General features: G+C 62.6%; 24 protein-coding genes and 1 tRNA gene. 5 read left to right on the top strand and 20 right to left on the bottom strand.

Annotation, left to right across the window (positions count from 1 at the left end; translation table 11 throughout):
- Positions 1 to 117: 117 nt before the first annotated feature.
- The 9 genes from creB to OH491_RS10625 all read right to left on the bottom strand — a co-directional run bounded on the left by creB (position 118) and on the right by OH491_RS10625 (position 9,493).
- On the bottom strand, positions 118 to 834 hold the full coding sequence (gene creB / locus OH491_RS10665; protein ID WP_068771424.1) for a two-component system response regulator CreB: 717 nt from the start codon (positions 832 to 834) through the stop codon (positions 118 to 120).
- Between the two features lie 115 nt (positions 835 to 949).
- Positions 950 to 1,531, bottom strand: a complete 582-nt coding sequence (gene purN / locus OH491_RS10660; RefSeq protein ID WP_068771425.1) for a phosphoribosylglycinamide formyltransferase — start codon at positions 1,529 to 1,531, stop codon at positions 950 to 952.
- Between the two features lie 157 nt (positions 1,532 to 1,688).
- Complete coding sequence (gene phoU, locus OH491_RS10655) at positions 1,689 to 2,360, bottom strand: phosphate signaling complex protein PhoU (RefSeq protein ID WP_068771426.1); 672 nt, start codon at positions 2,358 to 2,360, stop codon at positions 1,689 to 1,691.
- 176 nt (positions 2,361 to 2,536) lie between these two features.
- Complete coding sequence (pstB, locus tag OH491_RS10650) at positions 2,537 to 3,364, bottom strand: phosphate ABC transporter ATP-binding protein PstB (protein ID WP_068771656.1); 828 nt, start codon at positions 3,362 to 3,364, stop codon at positions 2,537 to 2,539.
- 138 nt (positions 3,365 to 3,502) lie between these two features.
- Complete coding sequence (gene pstA, locus OH491_RS10645; protein ID WP_068771427.1) at positions 3,503 to 4,585, bottom strand: phosphate ABC transporter permease PstA; 1,083 nt, start codon at positions 4,583 to 4,585, stop codon at positions 3,503 to 3,505.
- Positions 4,582 to 6,210, bottom strand: a complete 1,629-nt coding sequence (gene pstC / locus OH491_RS10640) for a phosphate ABC transporter permease subunit PstC (protein ID WP_068771428.1) — start codon at positions 6,208 to 6,210, stop codon at positions 4,582 to 4,584. Before pstC ends, pstA begins: the two co-directional genes overlap by 4 nt.
- A 90-nt stretch (positions 6,211 to 6,300) precedes the next feature.
- Positions 6,301 to 7,110, bottom strand: a complete 810-nt coding sequence (locus tag OH491_RS10635; protein WP_068771429.1) for a phosphate ABC transporter substrate-binding protein — start codon at positions 7,108 to 7,110, stop codon at positions 6,301 to 6,303.
- A gap of 100 nt (positions 7,111 to 7,210) precedes the next feature.
- Positions 7,211 to 8,548 (bottom strand): putative porin, encoded by a 1,338-nt coding sequence (locus OH491_RS10630; protein ID WP_145928925.1) that lies wholly within the window; start codon positions 8,546 to 8,548, stop codon positions 7,211 to 7,213.
- Between the two features lie 150 nt (positions 8,549 to 8,698).
- Positions 8,699 to 9,493 (bottom strand): alpha/beta fold hydrolase, encoded by a 795-nt coding sequence (locus tag OH491_RS10625; protein ID WP_334319474.1) that lies wholly within the window; start codon positions 9,491 to 9,493, stop codon positions 8,699 to 8,701.
- 318 nt (positions 9,494 to 9,811) lie between these two features.
- Here OH491_RS10625 and OH491_RS10620 point away from each other — a divergent pair, with 318 nt between their 5' ends.
- The 5 genes from OH491_RS10620 to OH491_RS10600 all read left to right on the top strand — a co-directional run bounded on the left by OH491_RS10620 (position 9,812) and on the right by OH491_RS10600 (position 14,577).
- Positions 9,812 to 10,591, top strand: coding sequence for an RsmE family RNA methyltransferase (locus OH491_RS10620; protein ID WP_068771658.1), 780 nt, complete (start codon positions 9,812 to 9,814; stop codon positions 10,589 to 10,591).
- Positions 10,592 to 10,682: 91 nt separating this feature from the next.
- Positions 10,683 to 10,770 (top strand) — tRNA-Leu (locus OH491_RS10615).
- Between the two features lie 108 nt (positions 10,771 to 10,878).
- Entirely contained in the window at positions 10,879 to 12,336 is a 1,458-nt protein-coding gene (locus tag OH491_RS10610; protein ID WP_342751014.1) for a sensor histidine kinase, read from the top strand.
- On the top strand, positions 12,333 to 13,037 hold the full coding sequence (locus OH491_RS10605) for a response regulator (protein ID WP_068771431.1): 705 nt from the start codon (positions 12,333 to 12,335) through the stop codon (positions 13,035 to 13,037). The genes OH491_RS10610 and OH491_RS10605 overlap by 4 nt, the downstream gene beginning before the upstream one ends.
- A gap of 409 nt (positions 13,038 to 13,446) precedes the next feature.
- Entirely contained in the window at positions 13,447 to 14,577 is a 1,131-nt protein-coding gene (locus tag OH491_RS10600; protein ID WP_068771432.1) for a sodium ion-translocating decarboxylase subunit beta, read from the top strand.
- A 168-nt stretch (positions 14,578 to 14,745) separates the two neighbouring features.
- On the opposite strand, the gene dapF is transcribed toward OH491_RS10600, so the two are convergent.
- From dapF to OH491_RS10545, 11 genes are all read right to left on the bottom strand, one after another.
- The gene (gene dapF, locus OH491_RS10595; protein WP_068771433.1) at positions 14,746 to 15,681 is read right to left on the bottom strand and encodes a diaminopimelate epimerase; all 936 of its coding nucleotides are present in this window, start codon (positions 15,679 to 15,681) and stop codon (positions 14,746 to 14,748) included.
- A gap of 218 nt (positions 15,682 to 15,899) precedes the next feature.
- Entirely contained in the window at positions 15,900 to 16,880 is a 981-nt protein-coding gene (gene cysK, locus OH491_RS10590; RefSeq protein ID WP_068771434.1) for a cysteine synthase A, read from the bottom strand.
- Between the two features lie 172 nt (positions 16,881 to 17,052).
- Positions 17,053 to 18,105, bottom strand: a complete 1,053-nt coding sequence (locus tag OH491_RS10585) for a sulfate/molybdate ABC transporter ATP-binding protein (protein ID WP_068771435.1) — start codon at positions 18,103 to 18,105, stop codon at positions 17,053 to 17,055.
- A gap of 117 nt (positions 18,106 to 18,222) precedes the next feature.
- Positions 18,223 to 19,140, bottom strand: a complete 918-nt coding sequence (gene cysW / locus OH491_RS10580) for a sulfate ABC transporter permease subunit CysW (protein WP_068771436.1) — start codon at positions 19,138 to 19,140, stop codon at positions 18,223 to 18,225.
- Positions 19,141 to 19,161: 21 nt separating this feature from the next.
- Positions 19,162 to 20,064 (bottom strand): ABC transporter permease, encoded by a 903-nt coding sequence (locus OH491_RS10575; RefSeq protein WP_068771437.1) that lies wholly within the window; start codon positions 20,062 to 20,064, stop codon positions 19,162 to 19,164.
- The gene (locus tag OH491_RS10570) at positions 20,064 to 20,864 is read right to left on the bottom strand and encodes a M14 family metallopeptidase (protein WP_145928926.1); all 801 of its coding nucleotides are present in this window, start codon (positions 20,862 to 20,864) and stop codon (positions 20,064 to 20,066) included. The genes OH491_RS10575 and OH491_RS10570 overlap by 1 nt, the downstream gene beginning before the upstream one ends.
- Positions 20,865 to 20,917: 53 nt before the next feature.
- Positions 20,918 to 21,748 (bottom strand): hypothetical protein, encoded by an 831-nt coding sequence (locus tag OH491_RS10565; RefSeq protein ID WP_068771660.1) that lies wholly within the window; start codon positions 21,746 to 21,748, stop codon positions 20,918 to 20,920.
- A 128-nt stretch (positions 21,749 to 21,876) separates the two neighbouring features.
- Complete coding sequence (locus OH491_RS10560; RefSeq protein ID WP_334319476.1) at positions 21,877 to 22,896, bottom strand: sulfate ABC transporter substrate-binding protein; 1,020 nt, start codon at positions 22,894 to 22,896, stop codon at positions 21,877 to 21,879.
- Between the two features lie 374 nt (positions 22,897 to 23,270).
- Positions 23,271 to 23,870 (bottom strand): hypothetical protein, encoded by a 600-nt coding sequence (locus tag OH491_RS10555; RefSeq protein ID WP_145928927.1) that lies wholly within the window; start codon positions 23,868 to 23,870, stop codon positions 23,271 to 23,273.
- 174 nt (positions 23,871 to 24,044) lie between these two features.
- A complete protein-coding gene (locus OH491_RS10550; protein WP_068771442.1) occupies positions 24,045 to 24,809 on the bottom strand; it encodes a TorF family putative porin in 765 nt (254 codons plus the stop codon).
- 98 nt (positions 24,810 to 24,907) lie between these two features.
- Entirely contained in the window at positions 24,908 to 26,530 is a 1,623-nt protein-coding gene (locus tag OH491_RS10545) for a DUF11 domain-containing protein (RefSeq protein WP_068771443.1), read from the bottom strand.
- Positions 26,531 to 26,678: the final 148 nt, after the last annotated feature.

Genomic DNA, 26,678 nt, shown 5'->3' with positions numbered 1-26,678 from the left:
GGTTCCGTGTCTTTCTCTTTATTCTTTCCTCTTTATCTTTCTCTGGATGGGGCTTTGGGGATGCTGGTGAAAGCAGGGGAGAAAGAGGAAAGATAAAGAATAAAGAGAAAGATGCTTTTATATTTCCCGCAGCGAGTAGCCCAGGCCGCGATGAGTCTGGATCGGGTCGGCGCCGGAGGAGGAGGCGCGGAGTTTGGAGCGGAGGGTCTTGATGTGCGCATCCACCGTGCGGTCGAGACTCGCGCCGGGGTCCTCCCAGGCGCGGGTCATGAGTTCGTCGCGCGAGAAGACTCGCCCGGGGTGGGAGAGGAGTGCTTTCAGGAGGCGGTATTCGTAGCGCGTGAGGTCGAGGCGCGCACCGTGGAAGCGGATTTCGCAACGGTCGCCGTCGTGTTCGAAAACCGGCGGAGGCGCGGAGGCGGGAGGCGCGGCGACGGCGGCGGGACTTCCGTGCGCGTCCCCGGCGGCACGGGGTTTCGCGCGGCGCAGGATTGCCTTCACCCGGGCGCTGACCTCGCGGGGGCTGAAGGGCTTGGTGACATAGTCGTCACCGCCGATCTCGAGTCCGACGATGCGGTCGATTTCGTCGCTGCGCGCCGTCAGGAAAAGCACGGGGGTGGACGAACGGGCGCGGATGGTCTTGCAGAGTTCGAAGCCGTTGGCGTCGGGCAGGCCCACGTCGAGGATGACGAGCGCGAAGAGGCGCGCATCGAGCGCGGCAAGCGCCTCGCGCCCCGTGCCGCGCCAAACCGGCTCGAAGCCCTCGGTGCGGAGGGCGTAAATGAGCGTGTCGGCGATGGCGGGCTCGTCTTCGACGATGAGGATGGGGGACATGGCTTGGTCCGTTTTCTTTCCTCTTCATTCTTTCTCTTTTATCTTTCTCCCTGTCTCCGGGGCGCGATGGAGAAAGAGAAAGATAAAGAGGAAAGAAGAAAGATAGCGGGGAGACTTATTGCGAGGGGGGGGCGCTCAGCCGCGCGATGACGGAGGGAAGGAGGGCGTGCTCGGCGGAGTGGATTTTCTGTTCGAGCGTTTCCAGTGTATCCGATTCTTCGATACGAACGGCGGACTGGTCGATGATGGGGCCTCCGTCCACCTCGGCGGTGACGTAGTGGACGGTGCAGCCGGTGATTTTCACGCCGCGCCGCCAGGCCTGGCCGATCCCGTCGAGGCCGGGGAAGCTGGGCAGGAGGCTGGGGTGGAGATTGATGATCTTGCGGGAAAAGGCGTCGATGAACCGGGGCTTGAGGATGCGCATGAAGCCGGCGAGGACGACGAGGCCGGGATCGAGGGTGCGAATGGATTCGATGTAGCGGGTCTCGCCGGCTTCGTCGAATTTGGTCTTGAATGGACCGGGGTCGAGGTGGGCCGCAGGCACGCCAAAGCGCGGGCCGAGCGCGAGGATGCCGGCACCGGGTTTGTCGGAAAAAATCTGGACGACACGAGCCCGGCCCAGACGATTCTGACCGGCGGCTTCGAGGATGGCGGCGGCATTGCTGCCGCGTCCGGAACCTAGGATGACGATGCGCATAAGCCCCGCATGGAAGCAGGTATGCGCGACGGGCAAAAGAATAAAGAATGGCGCCCGATCGTTCTCGTTCCCCTGCCCATTCCTCGTTTTCGAAACCTCACGAAAGAAGAAGAGAGAACAAGCAAGAGAACGGGAACGACCGGGCGGGCGGGAAGGGTTACGTTTTCTTCAATTCCGGGGCGTGGCGGATGTCGCGGGCCTGGGCCAGGTAGACCATTTCCTCGGCGATGTTCGTCGCGTGGTCGGCGATGCGTTCGAGGGACTTGGAAATGAACATCAGTTCCAGCGCGCGGCTGATGGTATCGGGGCGCTCGATCATGAAACTGCTCAGCTCGCGGTAGAGTTGCTTGTTGAGTTGATCGACTTCGGGGTCCCGGCGGATGACGGAGAGCGCCTTGACCTGGTTGTCGGCCTCGAGGAAGCAGTCGAGCGCGTCGCGGAGCATTTCGAGCGCGATGGATGACATGCGGGGGATATCGACATAGGGCTTGAGCGGGGGCTCGGCGGCGAGGCGGATGGCGCGCTTCGCGATGCCGGTGGCCTCGTCACCGACGCGTTCGAGGTCGTGCGAGGCCTTCATGCCGACGATGACGAGGCGCAGGTCGGTGGCGATGGGCGCGCGGAGGTTCATGTAGCGCACGGCCTCGTCGTCGATCGCGATTTCGAGCTGGTCGATCTCGTCGTCGGCGGAGATGACGTTTTGCGCCAGGACGGCGTCAGACTCGGTGAGCGCGCGGAGCGCGAGACGGACGTGCTCAATGGCCTTCTCGCCCATGAGGACAAGCTGGGAGCGGAAGGTTTCGAGCTCGGTGTCGAAGAAGCGTTTCATGGGAGAATGCGTAGTTCGGAGTGTGTAGTGGAATGAGGACCGGAAGCCCGGTTGCTTTCTTTATTCTTTCCTCTTTATCTTTCTTCTTTCCCTCGTAGAGAGCGGAGGATTCGGGAGAGGAAGGAAAGAGAAAGATAAAGAGGAAAGAATAAAGATGAAGGAGGCGAGGCGGCGGGTCAGCCGAAGCGGCCGCTGACGTAGGCCTCGGTTTGCGGATTGGACGGGCTCATGAAGATGGTGCGGGTGTCGGCGTGCTCGATGAGGCGGCCGAGGTAGAAGAAGGCGGTGAAGTCGGAGCAGCGGGCCGCCTGCTGCATGGAGTGGGTCACGATGATGATGGTGTAGCGGCGCTTGAGCTCGTGGATAAGCTCCTCGATTTTGGCGGTGGCGATGGGGTCAAGCGCGGAGCAGGGCTCGTCCATGAGGATGATTTCCGGCCCGACGGCGATGGCGCGGGCGATGCAGAGGCGCTGTTGCTGTCCGCCGGAGAGGCCGAGGCCGCTTTCGTGGAGGCGGTCCTTCACCTCGTCCCAGAGGGCGGCGCCGCGGAGGCTGCGCTCGACCACCTCGTCGAGGCGGGATTTCGTATTTATTCCCTGGATACGAAGGCCGTAGGTGATGTTTTCGTAGATGGACTTCGGGAAGGGATTGGACTTCTGGAAAACCATGCCGACGCGCTTGCGGAGCTCGATGGGATCGACGTCGGGGCGGCTGATGTCGATGTCGTTTATCTTGATGGAACCGCGGCGGATGGCGGTGCCGTCGATGAGGTCGTTCATGCGGTTGAAGCAGCGGAGGAGCGTGGACTTGCCGCAGCCGGACGGGCCGATGAAGGCGGTGACGCGTTTCTCGGGGAGGCGGAGGTTGATGTCGTCGAGGGCCTTTTTCTCGCCGTAGTAGAAGTCGAGATCGGTGATTTCGATGAGGGTGCGGGAAGGGGGAGAATTTTCGATTTTCGATTCCCGATTCTCGATTGGAATGGTGCGTGGCGGCTGGAGAGTCATCGGCATTTTGGTTTTATCGCCCACAGAACGCACGGAAAGGAAACGCGCGAGCGGCGGGCTTGGTTTGGAAATTTGAGATTCTGGCTTTGGATTTCTTTTCTTGTTACTTGCCACTTGTTACTTGGCACTTGGCGTCCTTCACCACTTGTAGGCCCGGCGGAGGCGGGCGCGGAGGATGATGGAGGCGGTGGCGATGAGGGCGACGAGCAGGAGGAAGACGAAGGCGCTGCCGTATTGGACGCGTTCGGTGTATTCGTTTTGCGGAATCTTGGAACTGACGACGTAGATATGGTAGGGAAGCGCCATCACGCCTTGGAAGAAGAAATCGCTGATTTCCGAAACCTGCCAGGGGAGCTTGTCGCGGACGACATAGGCCGCGGTGAACATGATCGGCGCGGTCTCGCCGGCCACGCGCGCGATGCCGAGAATCGACGAGGTGAGGATGCCGGGGAGCGCGTAGGGAAGGACGGATTTGCGGATGGTCTGCCACTTGGTCGCGCCCAGCGCGAGCGAGCCCTCGCGGAAGCCGCGCGGGACCGCCTTGAGCGATTCCTCGCTGGCGGTGATGACCACGGGCAGCACCATGAAGGCGAGGGTGAACCAGCCGGCCATGAGAGAGACGTTCCAGCCGAAAAAGATCACGAACATGCCGAAGCCGAAGAGGCCGAAAACAATGGAGGGCACGCCCGCGAGGTTGAGGATGGCGAGGCGGATGATGCGCACGACGGGGCCGGATTTGGCGTATTCGCTGAGATAGACGGCGCTGGCGACGCCGAGCACGAGCGCGATGGTCATCGAGCCGGTGACCAGAAGCAGCGTGCCGACGATGCAGGGGAGGATGCCGCCGGCGGAATAGACGATGGATTGCTCGTTGGCGAAGCGAGGCGCGGGGCGGCCTTCGGCGGCGGCGCGGGCGGTCTCGGTGGCGCGAAAGGCGCGGTAGTCGCGGTCGCCGAGCCGGTGCGTGGCGCCTTCGTATTCGAAGACGTGGAGGGTCTCGGGCGCCTCGGTGAAAAAGGTCGTGTTGACGAAGGGAAACCGGGACGAGAAGACGGTGCCGGCCCCCTTGAAGACGATGTTGCCAAGGACAAGCGCGCCGCAGAGCAGAATGCAGTAGGTGGCGGCGCGGAAGAGCGAGAAGATGGCGCGTTCGCGCCAGACGAGGGCGCCGCCGCGGGAGCGGAAGGGATTCTCGGGGGCGTTTTTGGTGGTGTCCATCATTCGGCGATGCGGTAGCGGGTGACGATTTTCTGGGCGGCGTAGTTTATCGCCAGCGAGAGGAGGAAGAGCACGATGCCCACCACGAAGAGCGCGCGGTAGTGGATGCTGCCGCGCACGACCTCGCCCATCTCCTGCGCGATGATGCCGGTCATGGTGTGCACGGGCTGCGTGACGGCGGCGGGGCCGGAGGTGAAGTCGGGGATGGCGATGCGGTTGCCGGCGCAGAGGAGCACGATCATGGTCTCGCCGATGACGCGGCCGAAGCCGAGCAGGATGGCGGAGATGATGCCGGAGAGCGCGGCGGGCGTGATGATTTTGATGATGGTCTGGAGGCGGCTCGCGCCGAGCGCGTAGGACGCCTCCTTCAGCGCGCGGGGCACGTTGTTGAGCGCGTCCTCGGCCAGCGTGAAGATCGTGGGGATCGAGATGAGCGCGAGCAGGCAGCCGGCGGTGAGGGCGTTGAGGCGCTCGATGATGGGAAAGCCGGGCACCCAGTGCACCCAGTCGGCCTGGGAGAAGCGGCGCAGCAGCTCGCCGAGGACGGCGATGCCGAAGAAGCCGAGCACGACGGAGGGAAAGGCCGAGATGAACTCGATGGCGGGCTTGATGAGGCGCTGCTCGCGCGGGGTGGCGACCTGGTTGACGTAGATGGCGGCGCCGACGCCCAGCGGAACGGCGATCAGTAGTGCAATGATGGATACAAGCAGCGAGCCGGTGAACAGGGGGATGATGCCATACCAGTCCTGCCAGAAACTCGCGGTCAGCCAGTCGCGTCCGAAAATGAACGCGGAGAGGCTGGCGGTGAAAGGGACGGGTCTGGCGTAGTCCCACGCGGCGAGCTTGCGCTCGATTTCCGGGAACGTGGCGATGTAGGCGCGCGTCTGCCGCTTGAACTCGTCCATGCGCGCGTCGAGACCCGGTTCGATTTGGGAGAGCGGCGGGGCGGCGGAGAGCAGGGTTTCGAGGCCGGCGGCGAAGGCGGCGTTGGTCTCGCGGTAGAGCGGCAGGGTGTCGAGGATGGGCTGGAGTTCGGCGGCGAAATCAACCGGCTCGATGACGACCTGCGCGGCCTCCGCGGCGTGGCCTTCGGCGAGAAGCTGGGCGCGCTGGGTGGTTTTGTCCTCGTTGACGTTGAAGCGCGTCTTGATGGCGGTGGCGACTTCGCCGAGGTCGGAGACGAGGCCGCGAATCGGCATCACGGCGTCGCTGAACCGGCCGGAAAAATCGTCGAGCGCAGCGAGGCGGGCGTTGGCGTCGGCGGGAGAAAGCTGCTGTTTTTGAGTGAGCTGCGTGAAGGCGGCGAGCCGCAGGTCGTAAAGCTGGCGGGTGAGCGCGGTGTGGGCGGTTTCCTGGCGCCGGATATGATCGACGTATTCGAGTCCGGCCTGGCGGTAAACGATGAGGTTGCGCTGGTTCTGCCCGAAAAACGCCGCGCCTTCGCGGAAGAGAAACACCATGATGAGCGCGAGCACGATGAGCGCGACGAGGGCGTTGCCGCCGAAGAACGCCTGGATGCATTCGTCAAGCGTGAGGCCGAGGAAGCGGGTGCGTTTCTTGGTGATGGCGAACGCCGGGCGCGCGGGCGTGGCGGAGGTCGGGATGGTGTTTTCGGCGGTGGCGGGCATGGCGGGATGGCGTTCGGAAAATGGGCTCCATGCGACCGATGGGGCGCATGGAGCCCATGAAGGAGAGGGAGGCGTGTGTGTGCTGTTCCTTTACCGCACGCCGACGAAACCTACTTTCTCGGCGATGCGCTGGCCGGCGTCGCTGAGGGTGAACTCGACGAATTTCGCGGCCTCGCCGACGGGATCGCCGTTGGTGTAGTAGAAGGTCGGGCGGGCGTAGGGATACTGTTTCGCGAGGACGGATTCCTTGCTCGGTTTCGTGCCGTCGATGGCCACGACCTTGATGCCGGGGACGTCGAGGTAGGCGAGGCCGACATAGCCGATGCCGTTGGGATTGCGGGCGACCTCGGAGGCGATCTGCTCGTTGCCCGCCATCTTTTGCGAGGAGCCGGCGTAGTCGCGCTTGCTCATGGCGAGCTCCTTGAAGTCGGCGTAGGTGCCGGACGAGGTGTTGCGGGTGTAGATGGAGATTTTCCCCGGGTTGCCGCCCACCGCGGACCAGTCGGTGATGTCGCCGGTGAAGATCTGCTCGATCTGGCGCTTGGTCAGGCCGGTGACGGAATTGCCGGCGTTGATGATGACGCCGATGCCGTCGTAGGCGACGATGATGGGCTTGAGCGTGACGCCCTTGGCCTTGCCGGCGGAGAGCTCGGTGGCCTTGGCGCGGCGCGAGGACATGCCGATCTGCGCGGTGCTGTCGATGATGGCGGTGATGCCGGTGGTGGAGCCCTCGGCGGCGATTTCAAACGAGGTTCCGGGATTGGCGGCCTTGTATTCCTCGGCCAGCATGGGCACGAGCTTGGCTCCGAGCGTGTCGGAACCCTTGATGACGAGCTTGTCGGCACGGGCGAGGCCGGTGAGGGCGAGCGCGGCGGTGGCGATGGCGATTAGTTTTTTCATGGTTGGGATGGGTTTGGGAATGCGGAATTGCTGTGACTGGACTGATCGGACGAGTCCGACTAGGTGCTTGTATAAGTGTTTTTTGGATACGCGTGGCGGCTTAGAATTTCACGCTGATGTCGGTTTGGAAGAGCTGGTACTTGGTGAGGTTGGCCGTGCCGATGTCACCGGCTCCATAAGTGGCGAGATTGTCCTTTTTGCGGTCGGCGGCGGCGTAGGTGATTTTCACGCTGATGCCGTCGGCAAGCACGTAGGTGGCGGCGAGCCCGAAGCCTTTCATGTTGGTGCGGCTGTCGAAGAGGTCGGAATCGACGAGGTTGGTGTCGAGGGCAAAGGCCGCGACATCCTGGTAAAAGGCGCGGAGTTCCCAGTCGCCTTTCACCTTGGTGGCGCCGAGGGCGGCGCCGATTTGCAAGGCGATGTCCTCGCCGTCCGCGGTCGGGATGCCGGCGGCGTCGGCGCGGTCGTCGGCGTCGAGGTTCATGGCGAACTCACCCCAGATCTTCAGCGGGAATCCACGAACCGTGGTGCTGTATTCGACCGGGAGGTCGAGGACGGAGACACCGACGGGGCGGTGAATGGCGTTGTTAGGGGTGGTGAGGGCGGTCAGACCGACGCCATCGTTGCTGTAGAAGTAATAGGTAGGCGCGATTTGGATGGTGGCTCCGCCGGAGAGTTTCAGGCGTGCACCAACTTGGTTGCCGAAGAGGAATGTGTTGGAGCGCGCGGAGCTGCTGCCGAAGGCGTTGTAGGTGCCTACGCCGTCATACACGAGTTGCTCGAGATTGACGAAGTAGGTGATGTTGCCGGAGGTATGCGCCCATTGCTCGGCGAGGCCTTCGACGTTGATGTCGTCATCCCAAATCATGGGCGAGGTAATCAGCGGGTTGGCCATGCGGCCCACGGTGAAGGTGAAGTCGCCCATCGTGCGACCGATATAGGCCTGGCCGAGGTAGATGCCATTGTTGCCGCCTTTGCCAAAGGGTGAGAGGGAGTAGTCGCCGGCGGTCACATTGGTGGAGCGGTTGCCCGAACCGGTTTCGAGGCGTGTGCCGAAGAACCAGCCGTCGCCGAGTTTGCCGGAAAGGCCGAGGCGAAAGCGGTAGCGGAAGCGGTTGCGCTCTTGGCGGTCACCGGTGCTGCCGTTTTCGCCGGAGCGATATTCATAGCGGGCACGGGCATCGCCGGAGAGTTTCAGCTCATTGAGCGCGCTGGAAAGATTCCATTTACCGGCGGAAGTCTCGAGGGCTTCGTGTTGGAGTTCGGCGCGGACATTCTCGGCCTCCTGGTCGGAGAGGATGCCTTTGCGGACGAGAACGTTCAGAAGGGCGCCGCTGTCTTGGGCGCGGACGGAGGGCGCGGTGGAAGCGGCGCCGACTACGAGCGCGCCCAGCGAGAGGAGCGCGAGTCGTTTTTTGAGGAGTCTGAAGGAGGTCATTTGGTCTTGGTGTTTGGTGAGCGCGACCGGCAAACGCGCCGGGCGCACCAAGACCTTGCGCCACGCGTGCGGCGGAATTGTGGCGAAAATGTTACGAATGCGTGAACTCGCCCCCGCCGGCCGCGGGAGGGGGCTGCCCGGACGGCGGCATCACAGATGCCCGAATTCGCCGTCGCGCAGGAACGCTCCCACCTGGGCGAGCACCGGACGGCGCCATGACAGCCAGGTGTGCGAGCAGGGAAACTCGATGAAATCGCTCATGCCGTCGAGCCGCGCGCTGGCAACGCCGACCTTGCCGTCATCGGGACCGTGTATCCAGCATGAAAATACAGGATTGAGCGAGCGGTTGCCCGCGATGACGCCGATCTCCGCCGCCACCGGCCCGGCGCCGAGCCGCGCGGGCAGCGAATCCGTCCCCGTGCCGAGCCGGGCGCCGTTGACGCCGGTGAACAGGCTGAAAAGAGGATTGCCGCGCAGCCGGTCGACCACCTCGCTGCCATGATTGGGCGGCGCGATCATCACGATGCGGCCGAGGTTGGCCGGCGCGGGATTGTCGCGCAGCCAGAGGCGCACGATGATGCCGCCCATCGAGTGGGTGACAAAATGCAGGCGTGGCGCGCCGTCCGCGCCGTGCGCCCGCAGCATCGCGGGCAGCCATTCGTTCGCGAGCTGTTCCAGCGGCATCGTGCGCGAAGGGTAGGAAACGTTGACCACGCGGTAGCCGTCGTGCCGCAGCATGGAGGCCGCACGATTCATCGACCCACGCGTGCGGCCGAGGCCGTGAAGCACAACGACGACATCGGGCGTCTGGCGGACCGCACCCCCGGACGAAGATGCCGATGCCGCGGGGGCGGGCGGCGCGACCGGACGCGGCGGTCGCGAAACACAGCCCTGCCATAGAATGGCAAGCGAGGGCAGGAGGATGAGCGGGCAAAGTGTGCGCATGGGAAGACGCCGGTAGGGATGGAATTTTGCACGAAGCAGGGAGGCGGGCGATCCAAATTGCGGCGCCGCGCCTCGTATTCGCCCGAAAAACGCGGGAGAGAATCCATCGATGGCCGGCGCGCTCATATTTGAACGTTGCGTCGATGCCGTGCGTCTTTCCCCGCGTCAGAACAGTTCATTCAGTGATTCGTTTGTAGTCTTAAAGTCGGCAAGGGCGCTGGTTTTTCACCGGTGCCCTTGTTGTTTTCGGCCCTCGACACCTTGGCGCGACGCGCGTTTCACTTGGTCCCGCCAAACCCATCGTGCCCGTTCCGCGCCATGCCCGATTTCCGTGTCCATTGCCCGCCGCCTGAAAACACCGACGCTGTTTCCGCCGCCGAACTGCGCCTGTCGCCGGAAGAGTCGCATCATCTCGTCGCCGTCAACCGCGCCCGCGCCGGCGCGCAGGTGGTGGCGTTTGACGGACGCGGGCGCGAGTGGGATTGCGAACTGGTCAACGCCTCGAAAAACGCGGCCGTGCTCCGCGTGCGGGCCGTGCGCCAGGCCGCGCCGCTGCCGTTTGCCATCACGCTGGCGCAGGCGCTGCCCAAGGGGCAGACGATGGATGCCATCGTGCGCAAGGCGACCGAGATCGGCGCGCGCCGCATCGTCCCGCTCGAAAGCGAGCGCACACAGGTGCATCTCGACGGAGGCCGCGAGGACAGGAAAATCGACAAATGGCGCGTCGCCGCGCTCGAGGCCGCGAAGCAATGCGGCAACCCGTGGTTGCCCGAAATCGAGCCGCTGCAGAATGCGACCGCGTTCATGCGCGCGAGCGCGGGCCGGGACGACCACGATTTGCGGCTGATCGCCAGCCTGCATCCAGGAGCGTGTTCGTTGAAGACGATTCTGGCGGATTTCCGCGCCGCCAACAACGGACGCCTGCCGCGCCGCGCGCTCTGGCTGATCGGCCCCGAGGGGGATTTTTCGCCGGCCGAGATGGCGGTTGCGCTGGAGTGCGGCATCAAGCCCGTCACGCTCGGCCCGCTGGTCCTGCGTTGCGAGACCGCCGCCACTTACGCCCTGAGCGTGCTGGCGCACGAATTGTCGGCGGAGTAACGCCCGGGCACCCGAAGGAGCGCCTGCCGCCGGACGAAATTTGCGATTTACACCAAGGCGCGAGTTTCTAGCGTCACTCCCTCGCATCCGTGCCCGGATGGCGGAATTGGCAGACGCGCCGGACTCAAAATCCGGTTCCCCTTAAAGGAGTGTGGGTTCGACCCCCACTCCGGGCACCAGCGAAAACCCTTGTGCTCCCAGTGCTCTTTTCCCGGACAGATATTCCCCCCCGTAATCGTGAGTCTGGTCCCGGCGCGCCGCTTTCCTGGGAAATACATCAGCCGTCGTTGCTGCGTGAATACATCGAAGTGGTGCTGGTCATCTCAATGGTCACCGTTGTCGCGTGTTTTGTGCCGGCCGATTACCGCGTGTTTGGCGACATCTATTTGTTTGCGGTCATCATGCTGTGTTTGCGGGTGAGCCGCTGGCCCGTGCTTTTTGCCTCCGTGGCCGGCGTGCTGGCATGGAATTTTTTCATCGTGGCGCCGCAGATGGCGTTTGCGCCGCTCAATGTGCAGGACGGGATTTTTCTCGGCACGTGGTTTGTCGTCGCGCTTGTCGCGGGACAGTTGACCGCCCGGTTGCGGGCCAAGGAACAGCAGGAAAGGCAGCGCGAACGGAATGCCACGGTGATCTTGCAACTGACCCGCGCCCTGGATGCGGCGCGCAGTCTCGATGACGCCATAGAAGTGGCGCTGCGGCAGGCGGACGCCCTGTTTGGCGTGCCGACCGCCCTGTCCTTGCCCGAGGGCGACAATCGTTTTGTCTCCCATTCGGGGAGTTCCCTGAAACTCGATGACCAGGAGTTTTCCTGCGTGCGGGAGGGGAGCGGGACGGCGGTCTCGTTGAGCGGGAACATCCACATACCGGTGCAGCAGGGGAAGCGGCGCCTCGGGATATTTTCGGTCGGATGGGGTTCGCAAAAAAACAGGATGCCCCCGGCTTACTTGAGGCTGATGGAAATGTTTGCCCTGCAGATAGGGTTGCTCATCGAGCGCGAACAGTTCCGGGAGGCCAGCGAACGCGAAAAATTGCTGGCGGAATCCGACCGCATGCACCGCACGCTGCTCGACAGCGTTTCGCATGAGTTGAAGACGCCGGTCGCCGTGCTGCGTTCGGCGGCGGAAGGGCTGGCCCGGGAAAAAGGCGCCCGGCGGGAGATTTTGGCCCGGGAGATCGTGACCGCGGCCCGGCGGCTCGATCACCTCGTCGCCAACCTGCTCGACCAGACGCGCCTTGACGCGGGGCGCCTCCGGTTGCGCATGGACTGGTGCGATGTGCATGACCTGATCGGGGCGGCCCGGCGCGCAGTGGGCGAAGGTCTGGCCAGCCGGCCATTCTCGGTCAAAGTGCCGGATGAGATGCCGCTGTTCATGGCCGACGCGGTATTGATGGAGCACGTGCTGTCCAATCTTTTGCTCAATGCCGTCCACCACACGCCCGCCGGCACGCCCATCTCGGTGCACGCCGGGGTTGAGAATCAGGATTCCGGCAAGGCGTGGGTTTTTATCACGGTGGCCGACCGGGGGCCGGGCCTTACGGAGGAGGCGAGGGCAAGGCTGTTCCAAAAATTTGAGCGCGGGGAGCAGGCCAAGGCCGGCGGGCTCGGGCTGGGATTGTCGATTGTCCGTGGTTTTATGCTCGCACAAGGTGGCGATGTCGTGGCTGATGACAATCCGGGGGGCGGCGCCCGCTTCACGATCAAGCTGCCCCACAAGGTTCACGAATCGGTGCCTCACGAATGAACGAACAGACCCCCAAACCCTCGGTTTTGATTATCGATGACGAAATCCAGATTCGCAGGCTGCTTCGCTTCACCCTGGAAGACGCCGGTTATGAGGTTCGCGAAGTCGAGGCCGGGCGTCCCGGTCTTGTCGAGGCGGCGCATCATCGGCCCGATGTGATCGTGCTCGACTTGGGCCTGCCCGACATGTCGGGCATCGACGTGCTCAAGAGATTGCGCGAGTGGAGCCAGACGCCGGTGCTCATCCTTTCGGTTTTCGGCGAGGAGAGCCGAAAAATCGAGGCGCTCGACGCCGGCGCCGATGATTATCTCATAAAACCGTTCGGGGGCGGCGAACTTCTGGCCCGCCTGAGGGCGCTCCTGCGCAGAATCCGCCCCAACGAGCCGCCAGCCACCATCCGTTTCGGCACCGTCGAGGTGGATCTCGCCAACCGGCGCGTCACCAAGGCCGGCGAACTCGTGAAACTCAGCGTGAAGGAATATGCCATCCTGCGGCTTCTAGTCTCGCATCAGGACAAGGTGCTCACGCACCGGCAGATTCTCACCGAAGTATGGGGGCCGGGTGCGGAAGAGCAGACCCATTATCTCCGTGTGTTTATGATGCGTTTACGGAAAAAAATCGAAGACGATCCCAACACCCCCCGCTACATCCAGACAGAATCGAGCATCGGGTATCGCCTCCTGAGTGATTCGCATTCGTAGCGGGCATGGTTTTTGGGGACTCGCCGGAGTCTTGACTCTGCCTCGCAAGGACATGGCCTCCCGGCAGGAGGGGGATTACCATAATGTTGGTTGAGGCATAAATGAAAAATAAACGACAAGATATGCGGAGTGCCATTCGCAATTTTCTGTCATACTCGATTCTCCTTCTTTCCTTATAAATTGACCACGTTTTGTTATGATTACGATTCCTGATAGTGTTTATGGTGCTGTTATAATCAGCATGATCGATTTTTTCCTCAGCTTTGTTATCATCGCCTTTATCGGCGTGGTGCTCGGCCTTTTGCCGATGGTGAACAAACGCTGGAAAATTGACGAAACCAAGCTGCGCGGCGGGCATTGATAAAGACAAACAAATGCCCCGCATTTGTTTTTAATTTCTTATCGTATTATGATAGAGCAATTTGGTTCGCTTTTTAAGGCCCTGGTCATGCAGACGGGGATATCCCAGCTCTGGTGGGGCAATCTGGTCATGATCGCCATTGGCGGCGCGATGATTTTTCTGGCCATTGCCAAGAAATACGAGCCGTTCTTGTTGCTGGGCATTGGCTTTGCCTGCATCGTGGTCAATGTGCCCGGTTCGGACCTGGTTCAACCGGGAGGACTTTTCCACTATGCCTATCAGGGGGTGAGTTCCTTGATCGTGCCGCCGTTGATCTTTCTTGGTGTGGGAGCATTGACCGATTTTGGCCCGATGATTGCCAACCCCAAGCTGGTCATTCTGGGCGCCGGTGCGCACTTGGGCATCTTTGTGGCGTTCATCCTGGCCCAAGCGATCGGCTTTTCGCTGCCGGAATCGGGCGCCATCGGAATCATCGGCGGGGCGGACGGCCCGATGGCGATTTTTGTCACCATGAAACTGGCGCCGCACTTGTTACCGCAAGTATCGGTGGCCGCCTATTCCTACATGGCGCTCATGCCCCTGATCCAGCCTCCCGTCATGCGGCTGCTGACCACCAATGAAGAACGCCAGATCAGCATGAAGCAGATGCGTCCGGTCAGCCGCCTCGAAAAAATCCTGTTTCCGATCGTGATCGCGATGATCGTCAACCTGTGTTTTCCGCCGGTCGCTCCTCTTGTCACCATGCTGATGCTGGGCAATCTCCTGCGCGAATCATTGTTGGTGGGACGCCTGGCCGAAACCGCGGGAGGAACGTTGCTGAACGTCATCACGCTCGTGCTCACGACGGCCATCGGGTCCACCATGACCGCTGAAACCTTCCTTACGGCCAAGACGCTTCAAATTATCGGGCTCGGTTTGATCGCGTTCGTTTTCGGCACTGCCTCCGGTGTGGTCACGGCCAAGATCATGAACCTTTTCCTCAAGAACAAAATCAACCCGCTGATCGGTTCGGCCGGCATCGCCTCCGTGCCCATTGCCGCGCGTGTCTCCCATCAAGTGGGGACGCAGGCCAACCCCCGCAATTATCTGATTTATCACGCGATGGGACCGAATCTTGCAGGCGTGTTCGGCACGGCCATTTCCGGCGGCATCCTGCTGGTTTTGCTGGGGGTGAACTAGGTTCACTTTGTTGGTTTTGATTTTTAACTGCGGAAAGCGGAGGTCGGGTCGAGTGGCACGGGCGACTCGCCCGTGGACGGCGCTCCGCGCCGCAAACCCACGGACACATGGGCGAGGACGCCCATGCCACGCAATCCCGCACCCCCTCCGCATCACCTTCGTTAATATCTAGACGTTTATTTCAAACAGGTCGGGATGCATTTCGCCGTCGGCGACCTTGTTGACGGTGCCGGTCATCAGGATGGAAAAGCCGTCGCCGATCTCGATGCCGATTTTGCCGCCTGGCATGTGCACGGTGACGTTGCGGTCAACCAGGCCGAGCCGGTGCGCGACGGCGGCGGCGGCGCTGGAGCTGCTGCCGGAGGCGAGCGTGTAACCCGCCCCGCGCTCCCAGATTTCGATGCGGATATTGGCGCGGTTGAGCACGCTGAGGAACTGGACGTTGGTTTTGTGCGGGAAAAGCGGATGGGTTTCGATGTGCGGGCCGAAGCGATGCGCGAGCGCGGCGGTCACCTCGGCGTCGGGCAGCGGGAGCACGCAATGCGGATTGCCGATGGTGGCGGCGCAGAACGTGAAGTTGCGCCCGCCGGCGGCGAGGGTTTCGTTGACGACCTCGCGCGACGCGCCGGCGGGCGCGACGGGGATTTTCGCGCTGTCGAAACTCACCCGGCCCATCGCCACGGTGATGAGACGGCCGTTTTCCTTGATGACGGATCGGACCTGGCCGCCGGGCGTTTCGATGGTGAAGGCGGCGCCGGTCTGGAATGCGGACAGCTCGTCCGCGGAATGGCGGACGGGCCGTCCGCGTTCCATATTGCCGGCGCCGGCGACGAGTTTTTGGTCGAACAGAAAGCGCGAAAAGATGCGCAGGCCGTTGCCGGATTTTTCGGCCTCGGAACCGTCGGGATTAAAAATGCGCAGGCCGAAATCGCTGTTTTTCGAGGGCAGCGGACCCCAGAGAATGCCGTCCGAGCCGACGCCGAAATTGCGATGGCAGACGACGCGGATTTGCCCGGCGGTGGGCGCGGGTTGCCAGGAGGGAAAGTCCGAGGGATCGAGGACGATGTAGTCGTTGCCGAGGGCGTGGTATTTGTGAAAACGCATCGTGCTTAATCGGGAACACGGACGGGCGCGGATGGCACGAAAAAACGAAAAACGCCGCGGATGCGACGCGGCGTTTTTTTATCTTTCTTCCCCTTTATCTTGTCAGGCTTCTCGCTTCGGCGGAAACTCTTTTCTCCCCAAAACCACCGAAAACTTCGAAGGCGGCAGGAGGAGAAAGAGGAAAGATAAAGAAGAAAGAGAAAGATTTTTCGGGCGGATTACACCCCGGCCGGGATGAGATCCTCGATGGAGTCGGACTCGGCGCTGATGTCGGCGAAGAGCCAGGTGGAGAGGTAGCGCTCGCTGGCGGACGGAATGATCGCCACGATCTTCTTGCCCTTGTTTTCCGGGCGTTTCGCCAGCTCGAGCGAGGCCCACACGGCCGCTCCGGACGAGATACCGATCGGAATGCCGTCGAGCGTGTTGACTTGTTTCGAGATCGGGCCGGAGTCGGTGTCCTTCACGCGGATGACTTCGTCGTAGATTTTCGTGTTGAGCACGGAGGGGACGAAGCCGGCGCCGATGCCCTGGAGCTTGTGCGGGCCGGGCTGGCCGCCGGAGAGGACGGGCGAGGCGTCGGGCTCGACCGCGACGATTTTCACGCCGGGCTTGCGCGCCTTGAGCACTTCGCCGATGCCGGTGATGGTGCCGCCGGTGCCGATGCCGGACACGACGATGTCAACCGCGCCGTCGGTGTCGCGCCAGATTTCCTCGGCGGTGGTGGCGCGGTGGATGGCAGGGTTGGCGGGGTTGGCGAATTGCTGGAGGATGACGCTGTTCGGGATCTTCGCGGCGAGTTCCTCGGCCTTGGCGATGGCGCCTTTCATGCCTTTCGGCCCCTCGGTGAGGACGAGGCGGGCGCCGAGCACCTTGAGGAGCTTGCGGCGTTCGAGCGACATGGTCTCGGGCATCGTGAGGATGAGCTTGAGGCCCTTCGCGGCGGCGACGAAGGCGAGCGCGATGCCGGTGTTGCCGGAGGTGGGCTCGATGAGGACGGAATCCTTGTTGATTTTGCCGGACTTGAGCGCGTCGTCCACCATCGCGAAGCCGATGCGGTCTTTCACGCTGGAAAGCGGGTTGAAGAATTCGAGCTTGAGCAGGATGTCAGCCTGCGCGCCATGCGCGGCGGCGGTGCGGTTAAGACGCACGAGGGGCGTGTTTCCGATGGTTTCGGTGATGTCGTTGTATATTTTGGCCATGGTAGTGGTTGGGTTGAGTGGGAGGGTTTCTTATGTTTATTGGGTTTATTACTATAAAAATGAGGAAATTCAACTATTAAAGCAGGAAATTGAAGGCAGATTAACGCGGATTTTATTGCAGGTGAAGAGGTCGCCGGAGGCGGGCGCGGGCGAGGCGATCGCGGTTGGCGGGTCAAATGGAATAGTCTTGGAACGTATGGGCCGGGCGGAGGCGGAGATGGGCGAGATCGTTTGGGCGCAGGTTGAGGGCGGCGAGTTCGGTGCGGGAGATCTCGGCCTCGACTTGCTCCCGGGAGGAGAGGATTTCGAAGGTGAGGCGCGGGTGCGGGCCGGCGGTGTGCGCGTAGCGAAGCACGGCGGCGACGCCGGTGGCGGAAGGGTCGTGCGGAAGCACCTCGATCTCGTGGGGACGGGCGTAAACGAGCCCGTCGGCGGCGAGGCGGCCGTTGTCGTGGATGGGGCCGGTGGCGCCCCAGGCGGCGCTGTCGCGCAGGATGTTCACGTCGCCGATGAACTTGTGCACGAAGGGCGAGGCCGGGCGGTCGTAAACGTCCTGCGGCGCGCCGACTTGCTCGATGCGGGCCTTGTTCATGATGACGACTTCGTCGGCGATTTCGAGGGCCTCCTCCTGGTCGTGCGTGACAAAGACGGTGGTGAGCTGGATTTCCTCGTGGAATTTGCGGAGCCAGCGGCGGAGTTCCTTGCGGACTTTCGCGTCGAGCGCGCCAAAGGGTTCATCGAGGAGCAGCACGCGCGGGCGGACGGCGAGGGCGCGGGCGAGGGCGACGCGCTGGCGCTGGCCGCCGGAGAGCTGGCTGGGGAAGCGGCGGTCGAGCCCGTCGAGCTGCACGAGGTGGAGAAGCTCGTTGACGCGCTCGGCGATTTCGGCGCGGGCGGGGCGCCGGGCGCGGGGACGCACGCGCAGGCCGAAGGCGACGTTGTCAAACACGGTCATGTGGCGGAAGAGCGCGTAGTGCTGAAAAACAAAGCCGACGCCGCGTTTGCCGGCGGGCACGCGGGTGACGTCCTCGCCGTGGAAGGCGATGTGCCCGCTGCCGGCATCGGCAAACTCCAGCCCGGCGATGATACGGAGGAGCGTGGTTTTGCCGGAGCCGGACGGGCCGAGCAACGCGACGAGTTTGCCGGCGGGCACGTGCAGGCTGACGTTGTCGAGCGCGGCGAAGTGCCCGAAGGTTTTGCTGATGCCGGTGGCGGTGATGCTCATCTGAAGTGCGGATTGCGGAATACGGATTGCGGAAAGATGGGGCGATGGGACAAATGGGACTGATGGGAGGCGGTGTTTTGGAATTTGGGAGTTTCTTTTCCTGTTACTTGCTACTTGTCACTTGTCCACCGCGGTGGCTTTGCGTTCGATGATGGTCTTGGCGACGAGGGTCACGATGGCAAGGAGCGCGAGGAGCGAGGCCACGGAGAACGCGGCGGCGGACTGGTATTCGTTGTAGAGGATTTCCACGTGCAGGGGCATGGTGTTGGTCTCGCCGCGGATGTGCCCGCTCACGACGGAGACGGCGCCGAATTCGCCCATGGCGCGGGCGTTGCAGAGGATCACGCCGTAGAAGAGGCCCCATTTGATGTTGGGGAGCGTGACGCGCCAGAAGGTCTGCCAGCCGCTCGCGCCGAGCGTGAGCGCGGCATGCTCCTCGTCGTTGCCCTGCGCCTGCATGACGGGAATGAGTTCGCGCGCGACAAAGGGGAAGGTGACAAACACGGTGGCGAGCACGATGCCGGGCGTGGCAAACACGATGCGGATGTCGCGCGCGGCGAGCCAGTCGCGCAACCCCGGGAGCCAAGGATCGGCGGCGTTGAGATACTGGCCGTACCAGCCGTGCAGCCCGAAAACCAGCACGAAGATGAGGCCCGCGATGACGGGCGACACGGCGAAGGGCAGGTCGATGAGCGTGGTGAGCAGGCTTTTGCCGGGGAAGTTGAACTTCGCGATGGCCCACGCCGCCGCGACGCCGAAAACGAGGTTCGCGGGCACGGCAAACACCACGGTGAGCAGCGTGAGGCGGATGGCGGCCAGCGCGTCGGGATCGACCATCGAGGCGAAATAGGTGCCGACGCCCGAGCGTAGTGCTTCGGTGAATACGGCAACGAGCGGCAGCACGAGAAACGCGGTGATGAAACCGAGCGCGGTGAAAATCAGGAGCCAGCGCACCCAGGGCGCGTCGTGAGTGGCGCGCGGCTGGGCGGCGGCGGCGCGGCGGCTGGCAAGCGTGGAGGCGATGGCGGCGGACATGGCGGCGAAAACGGACGGGGCTCAAACCGCCTGATGGCGGCGGCTCCATTTCTGGAGGAGGTTGATGAGCAGCAGCAGCACGAACGACGCGAGCAGCATGACGACGGCGATGGCGGTCGCGCCGCGGTAGTCGTATTCGCCGAGCTTGGTGATGATGAGGAAGGGGGTGATTTCGGTGCGCATGGGCATGTTGCCCGAGATGAACACGACCGAGCCGTATTCGCCGAGGGCGCGCGCGAAGGCCAGTGCGAAGCCGGTGATGAGCGCCGGGTAAACCTCGGGCAGCACGACGCGCGTGACGGTTTTCCAGCGGCTGGCGCCGAGGGTGGCCGACGCCTCCTCGAGTTCGGGCTCGAGTTCCTCGAGGATGGGCTGGACGGTGCGCACGACGAAGGGCAGGCCGATGAAGGTGAGCGCGATGAACACGCCGATTTCCGAGTAGGCGAGCTTTGCGCCGGAAAGGTCGAGCCCGGTGAGCCGGCCCAGCAGTCCTTCGTGCGCGAAGAGCTTTTGGAACATGCGGCCGTCCGGATCGAACCAGGTGCCGACCCAGCCGTTTTTCGCATAAATGCTCGTGAGCGCGATGCCGGCGACGGCTGTGGGTAGCGCGAAGGGCAGGTCCACCAGCGCGTCCACGAGGCGCTTGCCGGGAAAGCTGTAGCGCGTGAGCACCCACGCCACGACGAGGCCGAAGACCATGTTGACGAGCGCGGCGGCGAAGGACGCGAAAAACGTGATGCGATAGGACGCGAACACGCGCGGCGAGGAAACGGCCGCCACGAATTCCTCCCACGTCATGCCGAAGGTGCGGATGAACGCGGCGGAGAGCGGCAGGAGCACGATGAGGCCGAGGTAAAAGACGGTGAAGCCGAGCGTGAGGTTGAGGCCCGGCAAGGCCGAGCGTTGGCGGCGGAAAAGGGACATCAGAGATACTGGCCGTAGGCGATGAACTGGCGGTATTGCGCCAGGATGGAATGAAGCGCGGCGACCGATGCCTCGACTTGCAGCGGGAGCGGCGCGAGGGCGGGGGTTTCGAAAATCACGTCGAACGGGCGGGGCGCCTGTTCGGGCGGCGCGGCCAGCACCCCTTGGAAACACTCGCAGATCATGCCTTCGGCGGCGGTGAAGCCGTCGATGTGCGGGCGGGTGTCGCGCGGCAGGTGGCGCGCGCCGGCATCGAGTGCGGGCCGGAGCAGGGCCTCGTTCAGCACGCGCCCGTGCGTGTAGCCGTAAACGCCGTCGCAGGTGTCGTCGGCATGGAGCGTGATGAGGCCGTCGAAGCGATGCGCCCGCAGTTCGCGCTCGAGGATGCGCACCTCGGGCTGGAGCGAGCCGCGCCAGAATTCGCGGTTGAGGTCGCGTCCGGAGAAATTATGCCGCGTGTTGTCCTCGTAGCCGGTGGGATTGCAGATGGGATAGACGATGAGATCGTAGCCGGCCACGTCCTCCGGGCTCTCCGCCAGATCGCAGAGGAAGCGCACGAGCGCCTCGCAGCCCGCGGGTTCGTCGCCATGAATGCCGGCAAAAAGACCGAGGCGGATGGGCTCATGGGCGGCGGGCGGCCCGACAAACACAAAGCGCGGGATGCCATAGCGCGCGCTTCCGACGCGAAACGTCCCGGCCATCGAGCCGATGACGTCGTGGCTCTGCTCGGCCAGTTCGAGCAGCGGGTCAAGCAAGTCGTGTAAATCGCGCACGGGAGAAGTGGTGGCTAGTTGAACCATGTGGCAAGCGGACGCCGGGGTTTTTCGGTTGAGGATGGATTCTTTTGGCGCGGTCACAGATGCAGGCCGTAGGCATGGTGGCCGCGATAGTGGAGGATGAAGCGTTTCAACACGGTGGCGACGGCCTCGCTGTAGGTCGCGCTGTCCCAGGCATCGGGGACGTGTAGCGTGAGTTCAAACGCGCGGAAGGGCAGGTCGTCGCCGATGGTCAGCGGGCCGTCGAGCACGGGGGCATCGCGGTCGGCATCGGCCTCCCAGCGGACGGACAGCGGCTCGAAGTCGGCGGAGTTGACGAGTTCGACCCCGGTCGTGCTGATGAACTCGTCGGCGTGGTCGCGGAGACGCACGCCGATGCCGTCGAAATCGCGCCCGGTTTCGATGCGCACGAAGCCGTGGTAGCCGCGGGCGCGGGCGTCCTTTTGCAACAGGTCGATTTCGGGCGCGCGCGAATGACTCCAGGCGGCGCGTGAAAGGTCGCGGCCGGTCGCGCCGTGGAAAAGGCTGGCGACATCGACGAGCGGAAAGAAGGAGAGGTTCAGTCCCTGGCCGAGATCGGGCGCGCGCGAGAGACCCTCGACCAAGTGCAGCAGCGCGAGCGAACCGCGTAGATCCGCGCTCTCAAAGCCCGCATGGAAGGCGAGGCGGAGGGATTCATCGTGCGAGTTGGGGCCGAAATAAACGAATCGAGGAATATGGAGCGAGTGAGCCCGGTGATAGAACGGCCCGAGCGGAGAACCGAAGACGTAATCGGAGCGGTGCGAGAGTGCATAGAGCGAGCTGAGCTGTTCGGCAAACGCGCGCGCATCCGGCGCGACCGCGGGCGGAATCGCCGGCGCGGCGGCGTTGGTGACGGTTGAAAAGCGGGAGAAAAGATGCGTGCTCATGGAGTTGAGTGTGCGGTGCCTGGTCGCGGATGAATGCGAATGGAGGCGGGACGGCGGTTTCGTGGCATTGTTTTTCGATTCGCGCCGGTTCGCGCTCATTCGCGATTGGGCTTTCGGGCCTTCCCGGATTATTTTTTCTGGAAGATCTGGTCGAAGATGGCGCCTTCGACGAAGTAGGTCTTGGTCGCGCTGGGCCAGCCGCCGAAAGCGCCGTCAATGGTGATGAGATCGACCTTCGGGAACTGGGTGGCGTATTTCGCCTTCGCCTTCTCGGAGGTCGGACGATAAAAATGTTTCCCGGCGATGTCCTGCCCCTCGTCGGAGTAGAGATAATTCAGATAAGCCTCGGCGACTTCGCGCGTGTCTTTGCGGTCGACGACCTTGTCCACGACGGTCACGGTCGGCTCCGCGAGGATGCTGAGCGAAGGCACGACGATATCGAATTTTTCCTTGCCGAATTCCTTCAGCGAGAGAAAGGCCTCGTTTTCCCAGGCGAGGAGCACGTCGCCGATTTCGCGCTGGACAAACGTGGTGGTCGAGCCGCGCGCGCCGGCATCGAGCACGGGCACGTTTTTGTAGAGCTTGGTCACGAAGTCGCGCGCGCCGTCATCGCCGCCGAAGTGGCGCCGGCCGTATTCCCAAGCGGCGAGGAAATTCCATTGCGCGCCGCCGGAGGTCTTCGGGTTGGGCGTGATGACTTGGACGCCGGGCTTGATGAGGTCGCCCCAGTCCTTGAGATTTTTCGGATTACCGGCGCGGACGAGAAACACGATGGTGCTCGTGTAAGGCGCGGAGTTGTGAGGGAGGCGTTTCTGCCAGTCGGCGGGGATCAGGTCGGCCTTGTCGTGGAGCGCGGAGACATCGGCGGCCAGTGCGAGCGTGACCACATCGGCGCGGAGCCCGTCGATGACGGTGCGGGCCTGCTTGCCGGAGCCGCCGTGAGACTGCTTGATGGTGACATTGTCGCCGGTCTTGTCCTTCCAGTAGCGGGCGAAGGCGGTATTGAAATCGACGTAGAGCTCGCGCGTCGGGTCGTAAGAGACGTTGAGCAACTCAATGTTCTTTGCGCTGGCAAAGGGCGCGACGGCAAGGATTGCGAGTATGGATAGAAATACAAAAAAACGAGACATGAGTGAATTAGGTTTCATGGTAATGATTTGGATTATTTGAGTTAGCGGAGTGGTGAAGGACAAAACAGGGTAAAGATGGCTTTTGGGGATGATTCGGTAACTGATTAGCGACTACACTCTTGAAATCCCAACAACTCAGCCACCGATCTGGCGGAGTGATAAATCTGAGCGATTTCATGGGTGATGAGACTCATATTCCTACTGTTTTAATATGGTTTAATGTCGCGGAGCCAAAACAGCCTTCAATTTGAAGACAAGCTTTTCCTGAAAAATCTTTCAGATTTTAGCTTCTCCTTTATATCCCCCGTAGTTGACCGAGGGAAAGGGATGCGAGAAATCAGATGAGTAATGCGCCCATCAAGCAGGTTGCCGTGCAGCCTGTTCCCCGTCGGTTATCGAGAGGAAATGAGGCGCCAGCCGGCAATCTTGCCGGGATGATACATCAGGCCGGGAGCGGCCTCGCCGAAGGTCTGGGCGTCCACTTCGAAAATATACTCTCCCTGGCCTTCGGGATTAGTGCAGCGCAGCAGATACCGGCTGCCGTCTGGACTCATGCCTTTTTCGACTACGATGGCATAGCGTCCTGAGAAGGGTGTGATGGCGGCCGGAGGCGGGCGCGTGGGGGCAACCGGACGGCGCGGGACGGTGACTTGGCGCGCGGGAGGTGCAGGTGTTGTTCGCGCGGGCGGTTGTGCGGTGGTGACGGTGCGCGCGGGAGCGGTCTCGACGGGCGGCACACTGACACGCGGCGGCGGGATCGCGGTGGCGGCCGGTTGCTGCGGGGTGGCCGCCGCCGGCGGTGGGGGTATGTCTGTGGCCGGGGGGGCCGGCCAGACGGGAAGCTGGAAAGTAATCGAGGGGGCGGGGAGTGCACCGCTCACCGGGCTGGCTGCGGATGAGGGAGGATACGCAGGCGGGGTCGAGGCACCGGTCGCGACCTTGCCCGGCGACCAGAAAAAAGCCAGGTAACCCACCAGAAGCAATAGCAGCAATACTATCACAATCAGAAGGTTATTGTTTTTTCCGTTTTTTCTTCGCCTAGCCATCCAACCGGGTTTTCTGTTCAGGTTTTGCCTGTTTAGGGCAGTTGCAGTTTATCCGAGAAATGCTCTGAAAATAAAAAAGGGTTCTCGCCCGAAAAGCGAGAACCCTCTTGGAGGAAAGAATTACCACTTCAGGCCGACGCCGACGAATCCCCACACCTTGTTGGTGAGGTCATGACCGCCAGCCGTCAGATCGGAGCGGTTGTTCGCGGTGCCATATTGGACGCCAGCGGTGGCCGACAAGGTCTCGTTAAACCAGACCGTGGTGCTCAAGGTGGCTCCATAGTAGACCCATGTGTCCTTTACGCTCGAGCCAGGCGCGTCGGGATAGTAGTCACCCGCATCGCTGTAGCCGACAAAGACGCTGGCATCCGCGCTGGCCTTGAACTGGGCGAGCTGGAAGGGAAAACGATAACCGGACGAAAGCTCGAAGGTGAGGGTTTCGAGACGGATGTCGTAGTAGGTGTAGCCGGAGACGCCCAGACCGTCGAGCGCTTCCCAGAGCGAGCCAAGGTTATAGCTGGCGCCGAGGGCAATCTCATACGAATAATCGGTGTTCTCGTTGTCGGCCTGCGGATAGAAAAACCCGGTGAGGCCGGCATCGAATTGGATTCCCTTGTATTCGTAGCGGTAACCGCCGAAGAGGTCGAATTCGTTGTCCCAGTCGCTATCGAAGGGTTGGTTGAACCAGCCTCCGACATAAAAACCGTCGCCGATCGGGTTGAACTCGACATTGGCTTGGAGGGCCTGTCCGGATTTCTGGGCGCCACGGAACACGTATTTGCCGGTATAGCGGATGTCCGCGGAACCGGTCCATTCGGTGGCTTGCTGCGCGCCAAGGGTGGTGGCGGCGAGGGCAAGTGCGATGATTGATAATGTAGTTCTCATTGTTTGGTTTTAGGAAAGACACTAGGCGCCGGTTTTTCGGGCGGGGAGTAATGCCTGTCCGAAGACAGGCGCCCCAGTGTGTTTATTTGGTGCGAGGCTTAGTAAACGAAGGTTGTCTCTTCCTTGACCATCGGACGGGGGAGGAAGGAGGAGTTGAACTCGAGGCGGGTCGTGGCGACACCGGACTGGGCGGCCTTCGCGTGAATCTTGAACTGGGTCTTGCCCTTGGGCTTGATGACCACATCCGGGAGAACCACTTCCTTGCCGTTGATCGTGGCGGTCTGGTCGGTGACGGAGACCGGGGTGATCTCATCGCTGAAGACCACGCGGACCTGGCTGTTGACCTCGCGGAAGGTGCCTTGGTTGGTGATGGTGATGGTGTAGACGACCTCGTTGCCGACACGGATCGGGTCAACGTTGTCCACGATCTCGGTCAGCACGCCGGGGGCGCCTTCCCAGATGGTGGTCGCGCTGGCGGTGTCGGAGACCTTGGCGTTGGAGGCGCGGGCCGTGACGCTGTTGGTGGTGGTCTGCGGCTGGCTGCTGCTGATGGTGACCGAGTCGGTCAGGCTCTGGCCGGGGGCGAGGTTCGGGATGGTCCAGACCACGCGGTCCTTGCTTTGGTTGCTCGGGGTGCCGGAGGCGGAGACAAGGGTGACGTTCTTGGGCAGGTTGTCGGTGACAGTGATGTTTTCGAGAGCGACATCGCCGTCATTGGTGACGGTGATGTTGTAGGTCGCGTCACCATAAACGAAGAGGCGCTCCGGTCCGGTCTTTTCGACCTTGATGCGCGAGGTCACGATCCTGGTCGGTGCGGAGGCGGCGGTGGCGGCGGCGTTGCTGGCGGTCACGCTGGCGTTGTTCACGTATTCACCGGCGCTGTCCGCGGTGACGGGCACGCTGACCGTGCGGCTCTGGCCAGCCGCGAGGGTGCCGACCGGGAAGGTGGTCGCGCTGGAGCTGCTGAGGCCGGAGGGCAGGTTGTCCACAATCACGACATCGTTCGCGTCCGCGGTGCCGTTGTTGGTGACAGTGATGTCATAGGCAAACTGGCTGCCGACTTCAGCGGTGGCCGGTCCGGTCTTGGTGAGCGCGAGGCGCGGGGTGCCGGCGCGCAGCGGGAGAATGACGACGGGATCGATGCAGACCTTGGAAGTCGTCAGGAAATCGCCTTCGCGCGTGGGTTTCACCACGATGGTCTTTTCCTCGACCTGGCCGGCGCTCATCGAGGGGAGCGCGGCCCAGCGGAGGATCCGGCCGTCGCGCGTGGCCTGAGGGGTGGTGCTCACGAGATCAAGCCCGTCGGGAAGCGTCTCGGAGATGTTGACGTCCGTGATGTTGGCGAGCGCGGTGACACGCAGGATGTAGCTGTATTCGGCGCCGACCTGGCCGGGGGCGCTCACGAGTATCTTTTCAACCGTGTAGAGATTCGAGTCGAAGCGGGAGCCAAGCGCCGCCCCGGCCACGGCGGACGAGGAGGCGGCCGACGAGGACGAGGTCGCCGAAGCCGCCGCGGCGGAGCTTTCAGAGGAGGACGCACTCGTGTAGGACGACGAGTATGACGAGGTCTGCGTGCTCGTGGCGGGTTGGGCCGTGACGGTTGTCTGGGCGGTCCCATCACGATGAGGATATTGCGGATAGTTTTGTGCCGGGGGCTTAGCCGAGAGGCTCGCCGTAAAAAGCACCGTCAGGCCGAGGGCCAGGCTGCGCAATGCGCGCATGTTTTTTTTACACGTTGGTTTCATTGGTGTTATTTGTGGTAGTTCTGTTTGGGTGACTTAGTATCCATGAATCAGACAACTCGCCCGGCAGAAGTGCCAGACAAATCAGACTGAATTGGCTTTCACGAAGTAAGTTGAGATACGCTAC

The sequence above is a fragment of the Termitidicoccus mucosus genome, assembly GCF_038725785.1.
In the GTDB taxonomy this organism is placed as follows: Bacteria; Verrucomicrobiota; Verrucomicrobiia; order Opitutales; family Opitutaceae; genus Termitidicoccus; species Termitidicoccus mucosus.
The sequence above is the reverse complement of the archived record's forward strand: the minus strand, read 5'-3'. Positions and strand labels throughout refer to the sequence as shown.

Excerpts from the sequence above, each read along its gene's own strand:
- OH491_RS10630 (WP_145928925.1), bottom strand. The coding sequence starts at position 8,548 with ATGACCTCCTTCAGACTCCTCAAAAAACGACTCGCGCTCCTCTCGCTG.
- creB (WP_068771424.1), bottom strand. The coding sequence starts at position 834 with ATGTCCCCCATCCTCATCGTCGAAGACGAGCCCGCCATCGCCGACACG.
- OH491_RS10620 (WP_068771658.1), top strand. The coding sequence starts at position 9,812 with ATGCCCGATTTCCGTGTCCATTGCCCGCCGCCTGAAAACACCGACGCT.
- dapF (WP_068771433.1), bottom strand. The coding sequence starts at position 15,681 with ATGCGTTTTCACAAATACCACGCCCTCGGCAACGACTACATCGTCCTC.
- phoU (WP_068771426.1), bottom strand. The coding sequence starts at position 2,360 with ATGAAACGCTTCTTCGACACCGAGCTCGAAACCTTCCGCTCCCAGCTT.
- OH491_RS10560 (WP_334319476.1), bottom strand. The coding sequence starts at position 22,896 with ATGAAACCTAATTCACTCATGTCTCGTTTTTTTGTATTTCTATCCATA.
- OH491_RS10550 (WP_068771442.1), bottom strand. The coding sequence starts at position 24,809 with ATGAGAACTACATTATCAATCATCGCACTTGCCCTCGCCGCCACCACC.
- cysK (WP_068771434.1), bottom strand. The coding sequence starts at position 16,880 with ATGGCCAAAATATACAACGACATCACCGAAACCATCGGAAACACGCCC.
- cysW (WP_068771436.1), bottom strand. The coding sequence starts at position 19,140 with ATGTCCGCCGCCATCGCCTCCACGCTTGCCAGCCGCCGCGCCGCCGCC.
- OH491_RS10625 (WP_334319474.1), bottom strand. The coding sequence starts at position 9,493 with ATGCGCACACTTTGCCCGCTCATCCTCCTGCCCTCGCTTGCCATTCTA.
- pstB (WP_068771656.1), bottom strand. The coding sequence starts at position 3,364 with ATGACTCTCCAGCCGCCACGCACCATTCCAATCGAGAATCGGGAATCG.
- OH491_RS10570 (WP_145928926.1), bottom strand. The coding sequence starts at position 20,864 with ATGGTTCAACTAGCCACCACTTCTCCCGTGCGCGATTTACACGACTTG.
- OH491_RS10600 (WP_068771432.1), top strand. The coding sequence starts at position 13,447 with ATGATAGAGCAATTTGGTTCGCTTTTTAAGGCCCTGGTCATGCAGACG.
- pstC (WP_068771428.1), bottom strand. The coding sequence starts at position 6,210 with ATGCCCGCCACCGCCGAAAACACCATCCCGACCTCCGCCACGCCCGCG.
- OH491_RS10565 (WP_068771660.1), bottom strand. The coding sequence starts at position 21,748 with ATGAGCACGCATCTTTTCTCCCGCTTTTCAACCGTCACCAACGCCGCC.
- purN (WP_068771425.1), bottom strand. The coding sequence starts at position 1,531 with ATGCGCATCGTCATCCTAGGTTCCGGACGCGGCAGCAATGCCGCCGCC.
- OH491_RS10585 (WP_068771435.1), bottom strand. The coding sequence starts at position 18,105 with ATGAGCATCACCGCCACCGGCATCAGCAAAACCTTCGGGCACTTCGCC.
- pstA (WP_068771427.1), bottom strand. The coding sequence starts at position 4,585 with ATGATGGACACCACCAAAAACGCCCCCGAGAATCCCTTCCGCTCCCGC.
- OH491_RS10635 (WP_068771429.1), bottom strand. The coding sequence starts at position 7,110 with ATGAAAAAACTAATCGCCATCGCCACCGCCGCGCTCGCCCTCACCGGC.
- OH491_RS10575 (WP_068771437.1), bottom strand. The coding sequence starts at position 20,064 with ATGTCCCTTTTCCGCCGCCAACGCTCGGCCTTGCCGGGCCTCAACCTC.
- OH491_RS10545 (WP_068771443.1), bottom strand. The coding sequence starts at position 26,530 with ATGCGCGCATTGCGCAGCCTGGCCCTCGGCCTGACGGTGCTTTTTACG.
- OH491_RS10605 (WP_068771431.1), top strand. The coding sequence starts at position 12,333 with ATGAACGAACAGACCCCCAAACCCTCGGTTTTGATTATCGATGACGAA.